At 46.4% G+C, this 15013-nt stretch carries 18 protein-coding genes and 1 pseudogene; 8 read left to right on the forward strand and 11 right to left on the reverse strand.

The genetic code is table 11. The features are described 5' to 3' along the window. Positions 1 to 74: 74 nt before the first annotated feature. From PMIT1303_RS07340 to PMIT1303_RS07355, 4 genes are all read right to left on the reverse strand, one after another. Positions 75 to 851, reverse strand: coding sequence for a hypothetical protein (locus PMIT1303_RS07340; protein WP_063398149.1), 777 nt, complete (start codon positions 849 to 851; stop codon positions 75 to 77). 202 nt (positions 852 to 1053) lie between these two features. Continuing rightward, on the reverse strand, positions 1054 to 2547 hold the full coding sequence (locus PMIT1303_RS13390) for a calcium-binding protein (protein WP_156486948.1): 1494 nt from the start codon (positions 2545 to 2547) through the stop codon (positions 1054 to 1056). Between the two features lie 400 nt (positions 2548 to 2947). Continuing rightward, positions 2948 to 3616 carry a calcium-binding protein gene (locus PMIT1303_RS07350; protein ID WP_063398151.1) on the reverse strand — a complete coding sequence of 223 codons (669 nt, stop codon included), beginning with the start codon at positions 3614 to 3616 and terminating at the stop codon, positions 2948 to 2950. A gap of 456 nt (positions 3617 to 4072) precedes the next feature. Further along, positions 4073 to 4603: a zinc-dependent metalloprotease family protein gene (locus PMIT1303_RS07355; RefSeq protein ID WP_063398152.1), complete on the reverse strand. Its 531-nt coding sequence runs from the start codon at positions 4601 to 4603 to the stop codon at positions 4073 to 4075. A gap of 132 nt (positions 4604 to 4735) precedes the next feature. Between PMIT1303_RS07355 and PMIT1303_RS07360 the strand changes: the two genes are divergently transcribed. Next, on the forward strand, positions 4736 to 5437 hold the full coding sequence (locus PMIT1303_RS07360) for a response regulator transcription factor (RefSeq protein ID WP_063398153.1): 702 nt from the start codon (positions 4736 to 4738) through the stop codon (positions 5435 to 5437). A 36-nt stretch (positions 5438 to 5473) separates the two neighbouring features. On the opposite strand, the gene PMIT1303_RS13395 is transcribed toward PMIT1303_RS07360, so the two are convergent. After that, positions 5474 to 5626, reverse strand: coding sequence for a hypothetical protein (locus tag PMIT1303_RS13395; RefSeq protein ID WP_156486949.1), 153 nt, complete (start codon positions 5624 to 5626; stop codon positions 5474 to 5476). A 176-nt stretch (positions 5627 to 5802) separates the two neighbouring features. Between PMIT1303_RS13395 and PMIT1303_RS07365 the strand changes: the two genes are divergently transcribed. Then, positions 5803 to 6402, forward strand: a complete 600-nt coding sequence (locus tag PMIT1303_RS07365) for a hypothetical protein (RefSeq protein WP_063398154.1) — start codon at positions 5803 to 5805, stop codon at positions 6400 to 6402. An 84-nt stretch (positions 6403 to 6486) separates the two neighbouring features. Continuing rightward, entirely contained in the window at positions 6487 to 6783 is a 297-nt protein-coding gene (locus PMIT1303_RS07370; RefSeq protein ID WP_063398155.1) for a hypothetical protein, read from the forward strand. Positions 6784 to 6848: 65 nt separating this feature from the next. Here the strand turns inward: PMIT1303_RS07370 and PMIT1303_RS07375 are convergent, their stop codons facing one another. Beyond that, positions 6849 to 7124, reverse strand: coding sequence for a hypothetical protein (locus PMIT1303_RS07375; RefSeq protein WP_063398156.1), 276 nt, complete (start codon positions 7122 to 7124; stop codon positions 6849 to 6851). Between the two features lie 1054 nt (positions 7125 to 8178). Between PMIT1303_RS07375 and PMIT1303_RS13400 the strand changes: the two genes are divergently transcribed. After that, a complete protein-coding gene (locus tag PMIT1303_RS13400; RefSeq protein WP_156486950.1) occupies positions 8179 to 8340 on the forward strand; it encodes a CCRG-2 family RiPP in 162 nt (53 codons plus the stop codon). 144 nt (positions 8341 to 8484) lie between these two features. Continuing rightward, on the forward strand, positions 8485 to 8982 hold the full coding sequence (locus tag PMIT1303_RS07385; RefSeq protein WP_156486951.1) for a hypothetical protein: 498 nt from the start codon (positions 8485 to 8487) through the stop codon (positions 8980 to 8982). A 1098-nt stretch (positions 8983 to 10080) separates the two neighbouring features. Here the strand turns inward: PMIT1303_RS07385 and PMIT1303_RS07390 are convergent. After that, positions 10081 to 10536: pseudogene (locus PMIT1303_RS07390) on the reverse strand (carbamoyl-phosphate synthase); the annotation flags it as partial. A 228-nt stretch (positions 10537 to 10764) separates the two neighbouring features. On the opposite strand from PMIT1303_RS07390, the gene PMIT1303_RS14350 reads away from it, so the two are divergent. The 3 genes from PMIT1303_RS14350 (at position 10765) to PMIT1303_RS07405 (ending at position 12907) form a co-directional block, all read left to right on the forward strand. Next, complete coding sequence (locus tag PMIT1303_RS14350) at positions 10765 to 11115, forward strand: hypothetical protein (RefSeq protein WP_063398159.1); 351 nt, start codon at positions 10765 to 10767, stop codon at positions 11113 to 11115. 81 nt (positions 11116 to 11196) lie between these two features. Further along, positions 11197 to 11526, forward strand: coding sequence for a hypothetical protein (locus tag PMIT1303_RS07400; RefSeq protein ID WP_156486953.1), 330 nt, complete (start codon positions 11197 to 11199; stop codon positions 11524 to 11526). A gap of 262 nt (positions 11527 to 11788) precedes the next feature. Beyond that, entirely contained in the window at positions 11789 to 12907 is a 1119-nt protein-coding gene (locus PMIT1303_RS07405; RefSeq protein ID WP_063398161.1) for a DUF1254 domain-containing protein, read from the forward strand. Between the two features lie 25 nt (positions 12908 to 12932). On the opposite strand, the gene PMIT1303_RS13410 is transcribed toward PMIT1303_RS07405, so the two are convergent. From PMIT1303_RS13410 to PMIT1303_RS07420, 4 genes are all read right to left on the reverse strand, one after another. Then, a complete protein-coding gene (locus tag PMIT1303_RS13410) occupies positions 12933 to 13088 on the reverse strand; it encodes a hypothetical protein (RefSeq protein WP_156486954.1) in 156 nt (51 codons plus the stop codon). Positions 13089 to 13151: 63 nt separating this feature from the next. After that, positions 13152 to 13988: a hypothetical protein gene (locus PMIT1303_RS07410; protein WP_063398162.1), complete on the reverse strand. Its 837-nt coding sequence runs from the start codon at positions 13986 to 13988 to the stop codon at positions 13152 to 13154. Between the two features lie 48 nt (positions 13989 to 14036). Continuing rightward, entirely contained in the window at positions 14037 to 14492 is a 456-nt protein-coding gene (locus tag PMIT1303_RS07415) for a hypothetical protein (protein WP_063398163.1), read from the reverse strand. Between the two features lie 38 nt (positions 14493 to 14530). Then, positions 14531 to 14791 (reverse strand): hypothetical protein, encoded by a 261-nt coding sequence (locus PMIT1303_RS07420; RefSeq protein ID WP_063398164.1) that lies wholly within the window; start codon positions 14789 to 14791, stop codon positions 14531 to 14533. Between the last annotated feature and the right edge of the window lie 222 nt (positions 14792 to 15013).

The raw sequence follows: 15013 nt of genomic DNA on the forward strand, positions 1-15013 counted from the left end.
CTGTGATGTTGGTCACTACCGAAGCAGGAGAAAAAAACCGCACTTGGCGGGGCTAATGAATGATTTATTGCAATTCAGAAGATCTCCTCATAGGAAAGTCCTGTCACGCCTGTAAGCATCCCCATATCGTGTCCCTTGTAAGAAATCAACGTATTTCCATACTGTTCTCTTAGCCCAATTTCTCCAGACAAGAAGGGAAATTGTTCTTCTGTTAGCGAAAAATCAGTAAAGCTGAATTTATCGACTCCTGATTCAAAATCCATTACATTAATAAATGCCCACTTGTTTTTACTCGGAACGGTAAGTGCCATAAAGTGATCGGATCCTGGTCCGCCATAAGCTGTCACGCGAGATTGGAAATTGTCGGGCCCCGAAAAAAGATTTGTTGCATACAGAGTATCGTTACCATAACCTCCGCAAATTGTTGTTGTATTGCTAGCGCCTATGACATCATCTCCTTCGCGACCATGAAAAAAACTATTTGTATATCGATCGCCGACCAAGATTCTATCATCTCCACTTAACCATGTTTTAACAATCTTGCGAAGTCCAGTCAATCCATCGTTTAAATTATCTTCGATTGTGGATACTGGCTGATTGATGTCATTGAGCTCTGCACTTGTGGTAGTTCTGTATCCAGAACTATTGGGTATAGAGAATGTAAGCCTTGCATCAGTAATTTTATCCCCTTCTGTATTTATGTATAAATCGAATCTACCGTTAGTGTTTCTCCCTTCTACTAAGTAACCATTGTCGGTACGTTCTGAGCGAGTCAGTTGTATTGGCTCTTCACTTCGGAAGCTCCAATCTGATTTGTTCCATCGCTGAAATGTGCCCGCAACGAGCACCAAGCAATACCAAAAAAGTCTCTACCGAGGCAACAGCAGGCAATCAGAACGCACCAAGCGACGACATATCCTTTAGCAAACGATCAGCTCCGCAAAGGCCGTGGGTCAAGAGATGATGCGCCCAGCTTGTCAGCAGATCAAGCGCTCAGCTAGAGCCATCAAGGCATCGTTTGAACCTTGATGGCATAACAACAGTTTTTACAGCTCAGATGTAGTTAATACAATCAGCCGCTAAGAACTCAACCTTACCCACATCCAGCAGCGTGGTGTGTATGCCATCTGCTGTGAGCAATAAATCATCTCCGACTTGCGTCAAGGAAAGCTCAACTCCATTGCCAACATAGATGCGATCGTTTTCAGCGAATGAAAAGCCGATAATCACATCATCACCACGACTCAGGGTGTAGGTATCAGCACCACGATCTCCTTTGAGATGGTCATCTCCAGACCCGCCATCAAGCCGATCATTACCATTGCCTCCTGTGACTTGATCATCTCCACCGCCTCCTAGCAAAACATCATTACCACTAGCTCCAAAGATCACTTCGTTTGCAGAGCTTCCAGTCAATAAATCATTTTCAGCAGAACCAATGATTCTTGGTTCACGCAAGCTCTTAGGAAGGACACCAAAGAGTGATTTCGTATAGAGCTCAATGTCATTACCATCCCCTCCTTGATAGGTAATAAAGAGATCACGTGGTGATCCTTTATCGCTTTTAAATCTTCCTACTGAATCGCCTTCTTTGAGGCCATCATATTGACCAGAGAGGTCTCCATCAACTTTGGCAATCACAAAGGAATCGCCAGCAGAAAGCTTAAAGCCATCAATCAGAGAGACTTCAAGGGCTCCGCCATTAATAATAAGGCCTCCAGTTACATCAATATAATCATACTCAGTATTATTGCTGTCACGATCAGCATCATCAGTGCCACCTAGCTCATAAATTTTATTTCCACCCTCATTGTGAAAGAGTGTTCCATCAATTAAATATCCACCTGTTGAATTTCCTGGACTAATTGCTCCATGATTAATAAGTTCACCTTTGTGGAGTCCATTCCCGACTATTTTGCCATTATCATAATTGGTAAAAGAAGCATACGGCCCACTATTATCGATAGTGCCGTTGTTGTAAACAATTCCGTAATTAAAAATATATCCGTTTACGTTTTCTAATATTGCAGCTCCTTCGCCTGTGCCTCCAGAGGGTGTGCCAGGTTTGCCTATGGTGATTGTAGCCTGGTTTTCTTTTGCAGCGCCGTTGTAGAATGGCATCCCTTCATTTCGTAATTTCGTGTAAATTTCTATCTCATAGAAATTATCAAATTGGCCATTGTTTATAAAAATGCCGTTGCTTTTCTGCTGTTCATCTGAGATATAAATGCTTTTATTGTTAACTGAGCCTTCGCCGTAGCCTCCGTATTTGTTTAGGAACTTGCTGTAAATATGCATGATCCCATCATTATAAAAATGTCCGTCCTGGACTGTTTCGAGTCGGTTATTTGTATCAACCCAGTTCTGCTCGCCAATTACTAATGTCCCCGCGTTTTCAAGGTACCCTTCGACACTAATTACTCCTTCGCCAAGATTCTGGAAGACAACGTCGCTAAAAACGGCAGCGCCCTGGTTTGATGGGATGTTAATTGTATTGTAATTTGGATTTGGAGTCAGATTAATAGTCGCTGGAATGGAGGATGGCATTTGTCTGGATTGTTCTATTATTTCAACGTTAGCTACGATGCAGATCAGCTTAGAAAATTTTAATGTTTTTTACCATCCCTTTACTCTTTTTGTCAAAATGATGATCGAATGGCAATTAACCGGTGGGAGGCGGGGCGTGTTTGGTGCTTAGGGTCTATAGGGAGATTACTGGTATGTAGGCAATAACAAAACCCCGCACAAGGCGGGGCGTTGAGAATGTCTTGTCGGGGGATAGATCAGCCGCACCTCACGACTGCCTTGCTTTTCCTTTTTTAGGTCTTGTATAGCTTTCAGCTCCGTAGAGCATCAGGCTCCCCGATACCATTGTTTGGTAATTTTCATCCAAGTTCGTTAGTACAAACTTAAGAAGGTTCCCAAAAAATGTGAATGCGAATAGTGACTAGCTGATCTCAATGTTCTGAGCGATAGTGAATTCACTGATGTCTACACCGGCCAACGTTGTTGTACCAAAGTCAGTGATGATTTGCAGCCCCGCTGATGACATGCTCAACATGGGAGCAACATCAGCGCCAAAGACATCATCATCAATTGTAATGGCGGCATCTTCATTGACAGAATAATCTTCAATGACATCATTCCCAAAAGAAAGGAAGAAGACATCACGACCAACTCCACCATTTAGTACGTCATCGCCACGACCACCATCTAACCAATCATTACCATCTTCTCCAACAAGCCTGTCTCGGCCAAGGCCACCATTGAGCATGTCGCTATTTGCGCCGCCATTTAAGTAGTCATCGCCACGACCACCTTTTAGAACGTCAAAATCTGCACCGCCATACAGAGAATCATTACCAGAGCGACCCTTCAGGATATCTTGGCCACTACCACCAACTAAAACATCATTGCCCTGGCCGCCAAAGAGACTGTCGTTTCCGCCAAAGCCCTCGATCCAGTCATCACCTGTGCCGCCGCGAAGGATGTCATTTCCGTTAGCGCCACCAATTAAATCGTTACCACCCTTGCCTTTGATGGTGTAGCCAAGGTCATCAGGAGCAGAGAGTGTTTCAGCTGCAGCAGTTCCGAGGATGGTTTGAGTAGTTGTCATTGCTCTGAGGTGGTGATGTGTATCTGAGGGATCTCTCCCCCCGATGAACACACCATCTCTCGAATCAATGGCAGAGGTGATGACCTAACTCAAGCGGAACTGTGATCTTGATCACAAGGCTCTAATTCCTATACCAATCCCTTTTAGGTAATCCTTTTTTTTTTTGCCCAGCATGAATGAAATTCTTCTCTAGGACTAGGTAAGGCCACCAAACCCAATCCTGAACAATCGAGCGTACTGATAGCTTTAAAAAAGCTGATGCCGACACTGGCTCCTGGCATCAGGGCTTGGTCTTCTTCTGAAGAAGACCCCTCGATGCAGGGAACTGTTGCCTGGAGCAGCCAATAACAAAACCCCGCACTTGACGGGGGTTTGATGGTTTTTCGGGGGATTGATCGCGCACAACACTTCACGCCCTGCTTTTCTAATGACCCCAGTAAGAGCTGTATGGTTTGGTTAGCCAACTCCCCAAAGTGATTGGAGAGCAGCAATATCAGTAGCTGAATAGCCAACGAATGCACCAGTGTCATGATAAGACATGATTGTGTCGTGCTCATTTATGCCCGGCGCAAAACCATTTCCATGAGGATGGCCAAGGCCAACAGCGTGGCCTATTTCATGCATGATAGTCTCAGCTTCTTCGAAAGTTAAATTGGCACCGGCTTCATCAGCCCAAGTGGCAAACATACGTTTATGCTCGGGTGAATTCACCGCTAGCCCCATAACACGAGGATCTTCATAGCGTGCAACAGAAACAGTTGTGATATCAGCATTAGCGTGGTCAGTCTCCTGGAAAGTAAGACCTGTCAATTCATCAATTTGATTAAAAACATATCTAATAAAACCAGCTTCTTGTTGAGAGATTCCAACACTAACGTGGCCAACTTCTCCCACGATGCTGTAATTAACTACACGATCACGTCCAGAGTAGTTCCAAAGATCAGATGCCCACTGATAGTTAGTAATTGAATCGGTGTGAAGTGTCATCGAAGGCTCTAAATCAGGACTTCTTAATAATCATCTAGATCAACTAAGAACACATCACCTAAACGGGGGAAAGAATCCTGGGCCTATTCCCCCATTTGGGATTTATACCTTTAGCCCTGTAGCCTCTAGGCTATGGAATTCGACCACCACTCAGAGGCTTTAAAGGCTGCGCGCAGGAAGTGCCGCGAAGTCTTAGCCGGCAAAACATCTGTTGCTTGTATGGGGGATCGCCTAGCTCTCAATAGCTTTTGCCTCGTCAAGCCGATCTATGACTCCATTACCGCTGCATCGACAACACAAGCAGAAGGCATAAAAGCGATTGGCAAGCATCGCCCAGACATCCTTTTCACCTCTGATGACCTAGAGCAGGGTTATGGGATCGACCTCGTCAAAGAAGCAAAGCTTGTCTCCTCTCAGATCAAGGCACTGATCTTTCTTAGACGCGAAACCAAGGAAGTCGTCGATGAAGCCTTAGATGCTGGTGCTGATGGCGTGATGTTTGTCTCTTCTGTCGGGAGTGGTAATGGCGACTTCATTCAATCGCTACTGACGACACTCAAAGGCGGGATCTACTACCCAGCTGACGTACGTGATCTGGCGCGCGATAGCAAACAGCTCAACGATGCCCCTGCTATCGACTGTCAACTCACCGAAAGGGAACTAGAGGTTCTCAATGCAATTGTCGAAGGGCTTTCCAATAAAGGAATCTCTGAGTCCCTTTTCGTCTCGACTGAAACCGTCAAAAGCCATGTGAGCACGATCATCAGCAAGCTTGGGGTGCGTGATCGAACTCAAGCGGCAGTCTTTGCGATAAGACATCGCATCGTCGGATAAGTAGGGCTCAAAGACTTTTCCCCCGGGTCAGTTTCATTAGCCCTCTGAGACGATGTCTAGATAAGCGTGGGCAAGACGTACTTTCTCCTGCTCAGATAAAAGCTCCGTTGTGGTGTCGCAGTTTAGTTTTTCTAGAATTTCAGCTCTGAATTTCTCGAAGTAGCTGATTAGCTGCTGTTGCTCATCCATTATTCAGCTGAAACTAAGTTGATAATCACAGCTTCACATTGAAGTTTATTTTGAACATCCCTCACACGGGGGGATAGGCCCAGAACGATTACCCCTATTTAGGTGATGTAGTTCCTGGCTGATTCAGAGATGGTAAATATATCGGAGGCACGACTTCCAATACTCACACCAAACAAATGACTAGTTCTTACTTTGACTCAACTACTACCTATGTAGACGAAGGAAGCAGTGTTACAATTAAATTGGACAACAGCAGCAATTATGATAGTTATAACGGCAGTTATCGATTCCACCCAGGCGATGTAGTAGAGGCGTATTTATACCCTGACAGCTCATTTGATCTTAATACGCCAACAATCCCAGCAACATTAGACAATGAACGCAAGGCAGCATTCACTTTCAATGCTATTGCTGACAACCTGACAGAAGGCCCTGAGCGATTTATATTCTACGCAGACGAAGAATGGATAGTTGAGCATTATATAATTATCAACGATACAAGTAAAGAGCAGGTAGCGACAAACCCTCAAGCTCCCTCAATAACGGTAAATGGAGATAACAACGTGGAAGGAGACAATAACGTCATCACAACAGTTCAAAGCTCCGTTGTCAACGGACGCGAATTTCTAAGTGATGCAGTGGATGTGTTAACTGGCCAAGCCAACTTCAATCGAGCATTGATGGGAGGCAACGACTTCCTGGAGATCACAGGAGGTGCTGATAACTTTGTCAATGGAAATACTAGAGAAGACCATATCGTTCTCCATGGTGGATAGGGCAAATACCTAGGAGGCAAAGATAATGACAAAATTGAGGTTTTTGGGACGGAATCAGGATCTTGGGTAAACGGCAATCGTGGCGTGGACTACGTCACTGGCACTATTGACGGCGTTACTTATAGAGGTGGAGCAGATAATGACATCCTTGCCGTCAGTGCTGGAACAGTCTGGGGCGATAAAGGTGCAGATACATTCCAGGTCATCGCTGGAGCAGGAGTTTCCATTGTTCAGGACTACATAGCTGGAGAAGACTTTGTACAAAGTATTGCCGGAGTTGGCTTTACGGTGACTGAACAAGGTGTTGCTTATGGCGTTGGTGACGACCAGATGCTGCTACTGGCAGGGATCAATGACGTGTCTCAGGTCTCATTGATTTGACGACTTCTGCTTGTCGGGGAGCCTGATGCCCATATTTCCTTTATTCTTATTTGTTGAAGACTTGATTACTTACGGTCTTTATCAAACATCCTGTTATATGCATCATCAAACATCTTTACTCCCTTACCGTTCATCCATTCAAAAAGGTCTTTGTAAAACTTGAAATTATAGGCAAATAGAAAGAGAATGATAATCAACCAGTAAGAAAATCCTACCCAAACGCACAACTCATAAAGAACAACAACCTGAGCAGCGATGAACAATAGTCCAAGTAAATAACGCCGAGCTGGACCCTTACTTTTTCTTCTTGGATTAGATTGTTGTTCTTTTGGTTGTTCCATTGAAACTAATTGTCTTTATTTTCCAATCTCTTCCGTGATGCATTCTCAATCCCTCTGATCTTCATCCCTGATGTAATGGGGTAAATCTTGAAACCTACTCCCCTCATAATCAAAGTGAAAATAAAACCAACAACCAAGCACAGAATGAAAAGAGCAAACCCTATCAAAGGATTATCCTGAGCACTTCCATAAACAACTCCCATTGTAGTTCCACACGCACAACCAACCCAATTCATCCACGCTGGAATTCTGCTTAGGTCTTCTAGTGGTTTCACAATCTTTACTCACAACCTCTTCTAACTATAAGGAACTTGTGGAGTGAAGCAAGATTGGAGAATGATTAGAACAGATGAGCTATTCCCCTAGCTCTCCTCTGACCCCTGTTTCACCCTAAGAACCCAGTGTGCATCAAAAGGTAACAACCTTTGTTGGAAGCGGTGCAATAATGGACGGACCTGACAACACAGGGGGCTTTGACCTGCATAGTGGTAGGAGTAATCTCTAACCAATCCTTACATTATTCAACCAGTCCAACATTTCCTGCTTCTGATTTTTAAGTTCAGCTGAAAAAGTGTAGCTATAGTCTATAGAGACACATACGCTTATGTGAAAGTACCTAACATCCTCCTACTTCTAACATTACTCATATCATTACCTGCAATAGCTGAAGAGGAACAAAAGAAACCAAAGAAGCAACCAGAACTAACACCAGTTATAGGGGCTATGTTCTCAAGTTCACGTAATAGAGATGTAATGGTACTTGATGAATACTGCCATCCCGTAACCTGTGGTCAAGACACATTCAAGAAAGACCAGCCAAATGCCGTGCTGTTTGGAACTTCTGGAGAGAGTGTTCAAGATACGTGTGCCCTTATTGGGTGCGAGAGTCTAGGTAATCTCAGCTAGGTTCTTCCAATATTCAAGTTGTGCTAATTCCTCTCAGGACCTGTGACCAAGATCACAACTACCAATGGTTGGAATCAATGACGTAATAGAGAAATTGGTAGATGATGTGTGAGTCTGAGGGATAAGTCCCTCACAACCATTCAAACCAATGACTGACGACGAACTCACAATTGAACAGCTATCATCCATTAATGGAAGAGGTCTATCCGTTCCTAATGGCCCTTGGATTTGTCGAGATGAAGATGACAAGCTAGGGAATGAAAATGCTGAACACAATCGTAAATTTATTAATTGGGCGACTGTACAATAAGCACTGAGAATTGATAGGATCAGTCCAAATTCTCTTCGGCAGCTTCGAAGGCAGTAGAGATTCAAGAATCGCTCGGATTTGGGTTGATCTGATGTTTGCCCCAATTTCGTTGATCACTTTTGTTGCACTTGGAGATTGAAAACCGTGGCGTTGAGACATTGGTCAGCTTGCGAGCTGTTGGGATGGCTGGCTCTGGTTTGGGTTGGGGGCTCGTGCACCACTGCGGCCAAGGCCCAGTGGGCCGATGTACCGCGAATGGATGTCAATGGAGACTTTCAGACTACAAAGGTGCAAGGGAACAGGGGCTACTACCAACAGATGCTCTGGTTGGTTGTCGACCGTGATCCCGAGGGTCTCAACTGCCGACCTTTTGATGGCGGTGAGCCTTTAGTGAAACTCGGCTACGGCGGCATCTTGATGACCCAAATCGAGTCCGCAGAAACCAATGCCATCACATTGAGGGATGGGCAGCCCTGGCTGAATGTGACCTTGACCCGCCTGTCATCACGGCAGCTGGATCTAAGGCAGGGCGCTGAGCGAAGCGGTCCGTATCACTGCCAGGTGAGAGCCAGTGCCGATCTGATTGCACCGATCAACCTCTCAGCCATCGAAGAACTGCGTCGCAGTGGCTTCAACAAATAAGCGAATGATATTGGCGATGAAGCTGGATTGCATTGATGCCTAAGAGCGAGCAACTGCCTTAAAGGCAGCCGGTCATCAAGGTCCGCAGAGAACGAGATCAGAAGACAAATATGCTAATGAATGTAAGCATATAATCTTAAAAAGCCTAGATGGTTGGCAAAAGAAGAAGTGTCCGACAGACTCAACAAATTGCTCAAATACTTGAGAATTTATTGCAGAGGATATTAATAGAAGCAAGCGGTCTGACCAGTGAATATGGCAATAGTGAAGTATCCTCAGGCGTAAAGAGTGTGGTCATAAGTAATTGCAAGGCTTGCCGCTCATTAACAGGATTTCCGTGAGCATATATACCTGCTGTGAGCAAGATCACAGTTGCGAGTGACTGTAATCACGACAAATGTGGTATCTGTTGAAGAAGCTCGGTAGACAGAGGATATCCTCCTCACTCAAAAAAACTGAACATGACTTCATCGATCAAGAAAATTTGTGGGCTTTCCGCATTCTGCATGAGTTTCTATATAGCTGCTCCAGTTGTGGCTCACCCATGCCCAGGTAGTATCTCGGTGGAACCCACAACGCATCCAATTTCAACTAGAGTTACAAAATCACCTAGTTTTCTGCGAGATTGCGGAGCCTTTAATCCTGCCAATGTGGGAAGCATTAACAGCGGATGCTCAATTATACCGAGGTCCCTTGTTGGTAGCCGTAGTACAGTTCAGATCATCTCCACGGTAAATCGTACTTCTTCTGGGCAGAGTGGGATCTGGTATAGGATAAGGGTTGTAAGTAATTCAACCTCAAACCAAGTAGCCTCAGTCAATGCTGGAGTAGGTGTCATTGGCTGGCTTAGAGCTAATAAACTTTAATGCCAACATTAATAGAAGACATCAAGGCAACTTTCTGCAAGTCAATGGTGCCAGGTATCGGATGGCGTTTTAAGCGAATAGTGAGGTGACTGAAGAAACAAAAAGCCCCTATAATCGCAGGGGATTAGGGGGCATCTCCGCCGTCAAAATAGCAGTCTTAATTGTAGACTCTGATGTGACTCGTGAACATCTTCTAATTTTAGGGACTTTTAGTTTCTAGGCAAACCTTCCTTTAACACCAATAAGGGTCCCGGCACACATCGTGAACCCTCACATATCGATTGGCTGGTGTTGCAGATAACGCTTGAATTGCAGGCATTACTTTAGGCTCTTTCTTGCTTGGTGCTCCGTAAGCATTACTGCCAAAGCGATATTTAATATCTGCTGTAAAGCGTGTATCAAAAGCCTCGTCATATGAGAGGTTTGCACCAAGAGTTAAACCATTGCTGATGTTGTAAGCCACCCTTCCTTTGACACCAGAACCATCGGCTTCACCGACATCACCACTTTGGTAGTAGTAACCAACAGAAGCATTGAGATCTGGTGTGATGCTGTAGCCAACATCTAAGCCATATGTATCTAAAGCACCTCCCTTGTAATGGCTATTCAGCGTGTGTTCAACATCTCCAATGGGGACCAATGCATAAGCATTGAAGTTCCAAGTATCACTAACAGCTTCTAACCCTGCGCCAAAGAGCGGAACAGTGGAACTGGGCGGAGCGACTTGCTTTCTACGACTCAGGGATGCTGCACAAGCTCTCAGAAGCACGAACGGAGGAAGAATTCGATCGCCACAAACACCAGCTCGAGAACTTTCGTCAGGAGCAGTAATCCCTCTGCTCTTAACCGCGTCTTACTTCTCTCCGATGGCCATGCAAATCAAGGCCTGACCGATCAGGCAGAGATTGCCGAAAAGGTGGCTGGTCTTAGCCAAAGGGGCGTCAGCACAAGTGCCTTTGGCCTAGGGCTTGACTTCGATGAAGACTTGATGGGAGCCATCGCAACGGCAGGTGATGGCACCTTGGCCCATATCGAATCTCCGCAGCAACTCAAAGATCTCTACGCTTCTGAGCTGCAAGGGCTAGCCACAACGATTGGTCACAAGGTGAGTCTTGGTGTTCGTGCCAAGAACGGTGCAGAGGTTGTCGACGTACTCAACGATCTACCTGTTACCGATTACGGCAACCATCAACTGCCAAGCTTGCGACTGGGTCAAGAGCTCAATGTGGCGGTGCGTTTGCAACTACCTGCCTGGTCTGCCAATTAGGAAATCTGCAGCGTTCGTCTGGCTTGGGATGCACCTGGTGAGAGCCTTCGTAGCACGTTGGTTGAGCACCTCACGCTGCCAGTGATGTCAGCAGCCGAAGTCATGGGACTGGAAGCTGATGAGAAAGTGATTGAGGAGTTCACTGTTCTACAAGCCAATCGATCACGTCGTCAGGCCATCGAACAGCTTGATGAGGGCGACTATCAAGCTGCTGAAGGCACTTTGGGCAAGGTCTACGCAAGCCTCTCAAGCCTTAAACCCTCACACCGCCTGAAGCGAGAACTTCAGTTGATCAATGAGAAGAAGACGATGCTCAAAACCAATCGCAACCGCACCCGCAAAGGTTTAAGACGCGAGGCTCTTCGCTCAGGGCTTCATGTCTGGGAAGCCGATGAAAATAAGGAGAGTTGAGCTGTTGGCGTTTACCTCTGCTCGCCTCAGCAATACCCTTTCGCACCACTGAGGGGCTGGGTCGCACAAACATTTTTATGCTGCTAAGGGCATAAAAAGAACCCCCCGAATCTGGATGAGGGATTCAAGTAGGCATTTCATTTTAAGCGGGTTTTCCCAGGCCCGCTGTATCCCTAGAAACCAATCCGGATAGGTCCCGCACCACCCGGCCCTGAGGCTGAGCCGTGAAGGGCATTTTTGTTTGAGCTCAGCTCTAGGGTGAATGACTAATCTTTTTTTATCTGTGTTCAAATTTCACCCGGCTCTGTTTGGCGGTTTCTTCGCATCAAGCCTGCTTTTTGGCATGTCCATAGACAGCACAGCGCTAAAGGCCGCAGAAACGGAATGCGCTCAGTCACCGCCTGCTGCCATTCACTGGCCTACCAAAGCCGTAACCCGGGTGAATGAAGACAATTATGCGCTTGCAGAAACTCAGGTCATCTTTGCTGACTACGTGAAAAAGATTGCCAAGAACACTTGCTCTGATGGAGTCGGTGTGTTCTGGCACATGAAGGGAGCCATGGATCCCAACGACCGAACGATCCTTCGCCCGAACTTTGACACGCTCTACTCCGCATTAGTTCTCGACCTCTCAAGACCAGCCACAATCTCAATGCCAGGAACGAAAGGGCGTTACCAAAGTGCACTTGTGGTCTCTGAAGAGCACTACATGCCGATGACAATCACCTCGCCAGGAGCATTCACGCTGACCAAAGAAAACGTTGGTACGCCATATGCGCTGGTAATTTTCAGAACAGGCGTGAACATGCGCGATCCTGCCGACATGGCAAAAGCCTCAGCTCTGCAGGATCAATTGGGTGTCTACCAGACCAAGCGCGGATCGTATAACCCCACAAACAATTGGGACATGGATCAGATTCTTGCCATGCGTAAGAAAGTTCAGGAGGTTTTCGATCGTGAAGGATTTAAGTCAGAAGATATTTTTGGGAAGAAAGGCGAGCTCACAGCAGATCAGCATCGAGCTGGCGTCGCAATTGGCTGGGGTGGTCTACCCAAAGAGCAGGCTGTTTACCCCTTCTATACCCCAACATTTGAAGGACCCAATGTTCTCACCCTGAAGGATGTTCCTGTCGATGGTTTTTGGTCAATCACCGTTTACGACAAAGACGGATTCGTTCAAGGTGATGCCTACAACATAAACAGTGCTTTCGCGAAAGCGAATGCTGATGGGGCTTATGTGATCCACTTTGGTGGCGAGCCTTCTCAGAGCAATTACCTTGGAATTTATCCAGGCTGGAATTTTGTACTGAGAATGTATCAGCCTCAGAAGGCTTACTTTGATGGCAGTTGGCAGCTCCCAGAACTTCTACCAGTTAGATAGAAAATCCCTAAAAGCCAGCTGATATCTAGTTGGCTTCCTGCCCCTTGGCCTCTTGTTCCTTGGCTGGATCTATACCTTCAACAACTTCAAGGGCCTGTCGTTTCAGTATCGACTGAGTATTGCGCTCTTTTTCTAGGCCTTGCTCAACCTGAATGACAGCGATGCGGTTTACAGGAACCACGACGCGATCAGTGCACTGAGGTTGTTCAACGAGCCCCTTGCATGAGCGTCAAAACCACTTTGACTATGGAGCTAAAAATCCCCTCAAAGACTCAAGGGAAAAATTGTTCTGGCTTTTGAACCACCAAGCTCTTGATGGAGCTCCGTAGTGTTCTTTCAAGTAGATGATTGCTTTGTTGATTGACGTAAAAACGACTCCGTCGATGCTGGCTGCTGCGATACTTCCAAGCGCCCGCTCAGTAGCATCTTTTGCCTTGGCGTCGTTAGCGGCCTCCTTCCAGCTGCCTTCATAGCTTGGAGTGAATCTTGCTGCTTTTTGGCACGCAGATCTACCAGGCAACTGTCCTGATTCGATTTCCCTGATGTGCCCGCAATGATCAGCGAAGCCGTTTGCGTGAATCAGTAGCTCCTTCACATGATTGGCTACTTCATCTGAGTCGTTCGATAGTTGACTCGCAACCATTAGCGCTGATAGGCAAAGGTGTTGTGTCTGGTTGCTGCCAGTCCATCCACGAGCAAGTAGGTCATGGGCATCTTGCAAGCTTGTTGGCTCACCACTTTGCTTAGCAAGACTCTCAATGGGCTTCTCACCTTTATCCGCGTAGACCAGTTGTTGGTTCGCGGCTGTTCGCTTCCTAGGTTTGATCCAGTTGATACAGGTGACTTCATGATCATCATCAACAAGGTTGTAGGGACCGGAACCTAACTCTCTTTTTCTAAGTCTTATGGATTGAACCAAAACATTGTTTTGTGCTGCGACGTTCCATCTATCAGGCAATAGAGACGGCTCCTCTACTAAGCCGAACCCGTCTAGCAAAAGACCGTTACCTTGACCTGTGAACGGTAACCGGATTGAGATGTAGTCACTATCTACTTGCTTGACGTTAGGGAAGACCTCCAACAGGCCTGAAGATATTTTCAGTTGTTGATCAGTAGTGAAGTCGATGCTCTAGCCCAGTTCGCCTGCATCTATTGCGCCTGCCTCGAGGCATAGTTTCACAGTGAGAGCTGCATCAAAGGCTTTAACCGGTTTGGCTAATGGATACCAGAGGTGAATGCCTCCACTGTGACTTGAGCGAAATACAAGGGACTCTCTCAAGCCCATCAGTGCACATCTCTCCAAAAAGATGTTGATTGCGTCATCTCCACGATCAGGGTGGTATGGAGAACGTGCCTGATCAATGTCAAATGCAATCCATTGGGTATTCCTAGAAGGGCGAATTGCAAGGTAAGAAGGTTCTTCTTTGGACAATCCCAGGTGATGAGAAAGCATCTTGGTTGAAGGATGACCTGAACGAAATGCCTTGACTCCATTCACCTCAATCACGTAGCCCCACCCAGGAGTAAAGGCCTTGATGAACCACTCAGCTAGTGGGGAAGCCTTCGAGGGGGAAGTGTTGCTCATGGAGTCTTGAGATCGGAAGTGGTTAAGAACGATTTGACTCAATCCTTCCCAGAGCAGTAGGTCTCGATTCGCGAGGCATTGATCTCTGGCTTTGCCTCCAGTTGACATGTCTGATCGCGTTGCCACTCCTGCAAGGCGATCACATGCCACAGCAAGGTGCCGTAGATGTTTCCAGTGGAATAGACGTAGTGAGTACCGGGTTTGAAAATCTTTTTGGCCTTGCGCTGACGTAACCAGCTACCAGAAACGCGCAGCAGCTCTGCTGCTTGCTGCGTATTTAGGAAGTTGGTCGGTGTCATGAGGCCCTTTTGGCTGCGTTGGCGGTGGCTTTAAGCGGCTGGTGCAAGCAGCTGCTCGATGGCCCCATTTACAAACTACGAGGGGTTGTCGCGCTCAAAAATTGAGCCTTGCAAAGGCCTCGCAGCTGGCTTTGGCCCGCCTAAACCAAAAGCTCTCAGGGCGCACACAGGGCGCAACCACGTTTGCTATTCGCTGAGATTCAAGTCGGGGCGACAGGATTC

The organism is Prochlorococcus sp. MIT 1303 (genome assembly GCF_001631965.1).
GTDB lineage: Bacteria > Cyanobacteriota > Cyanobacteriia > PCC-6307 > Cyanobiaceae > Prochlorococcus > Prochlorococcus marinus_D.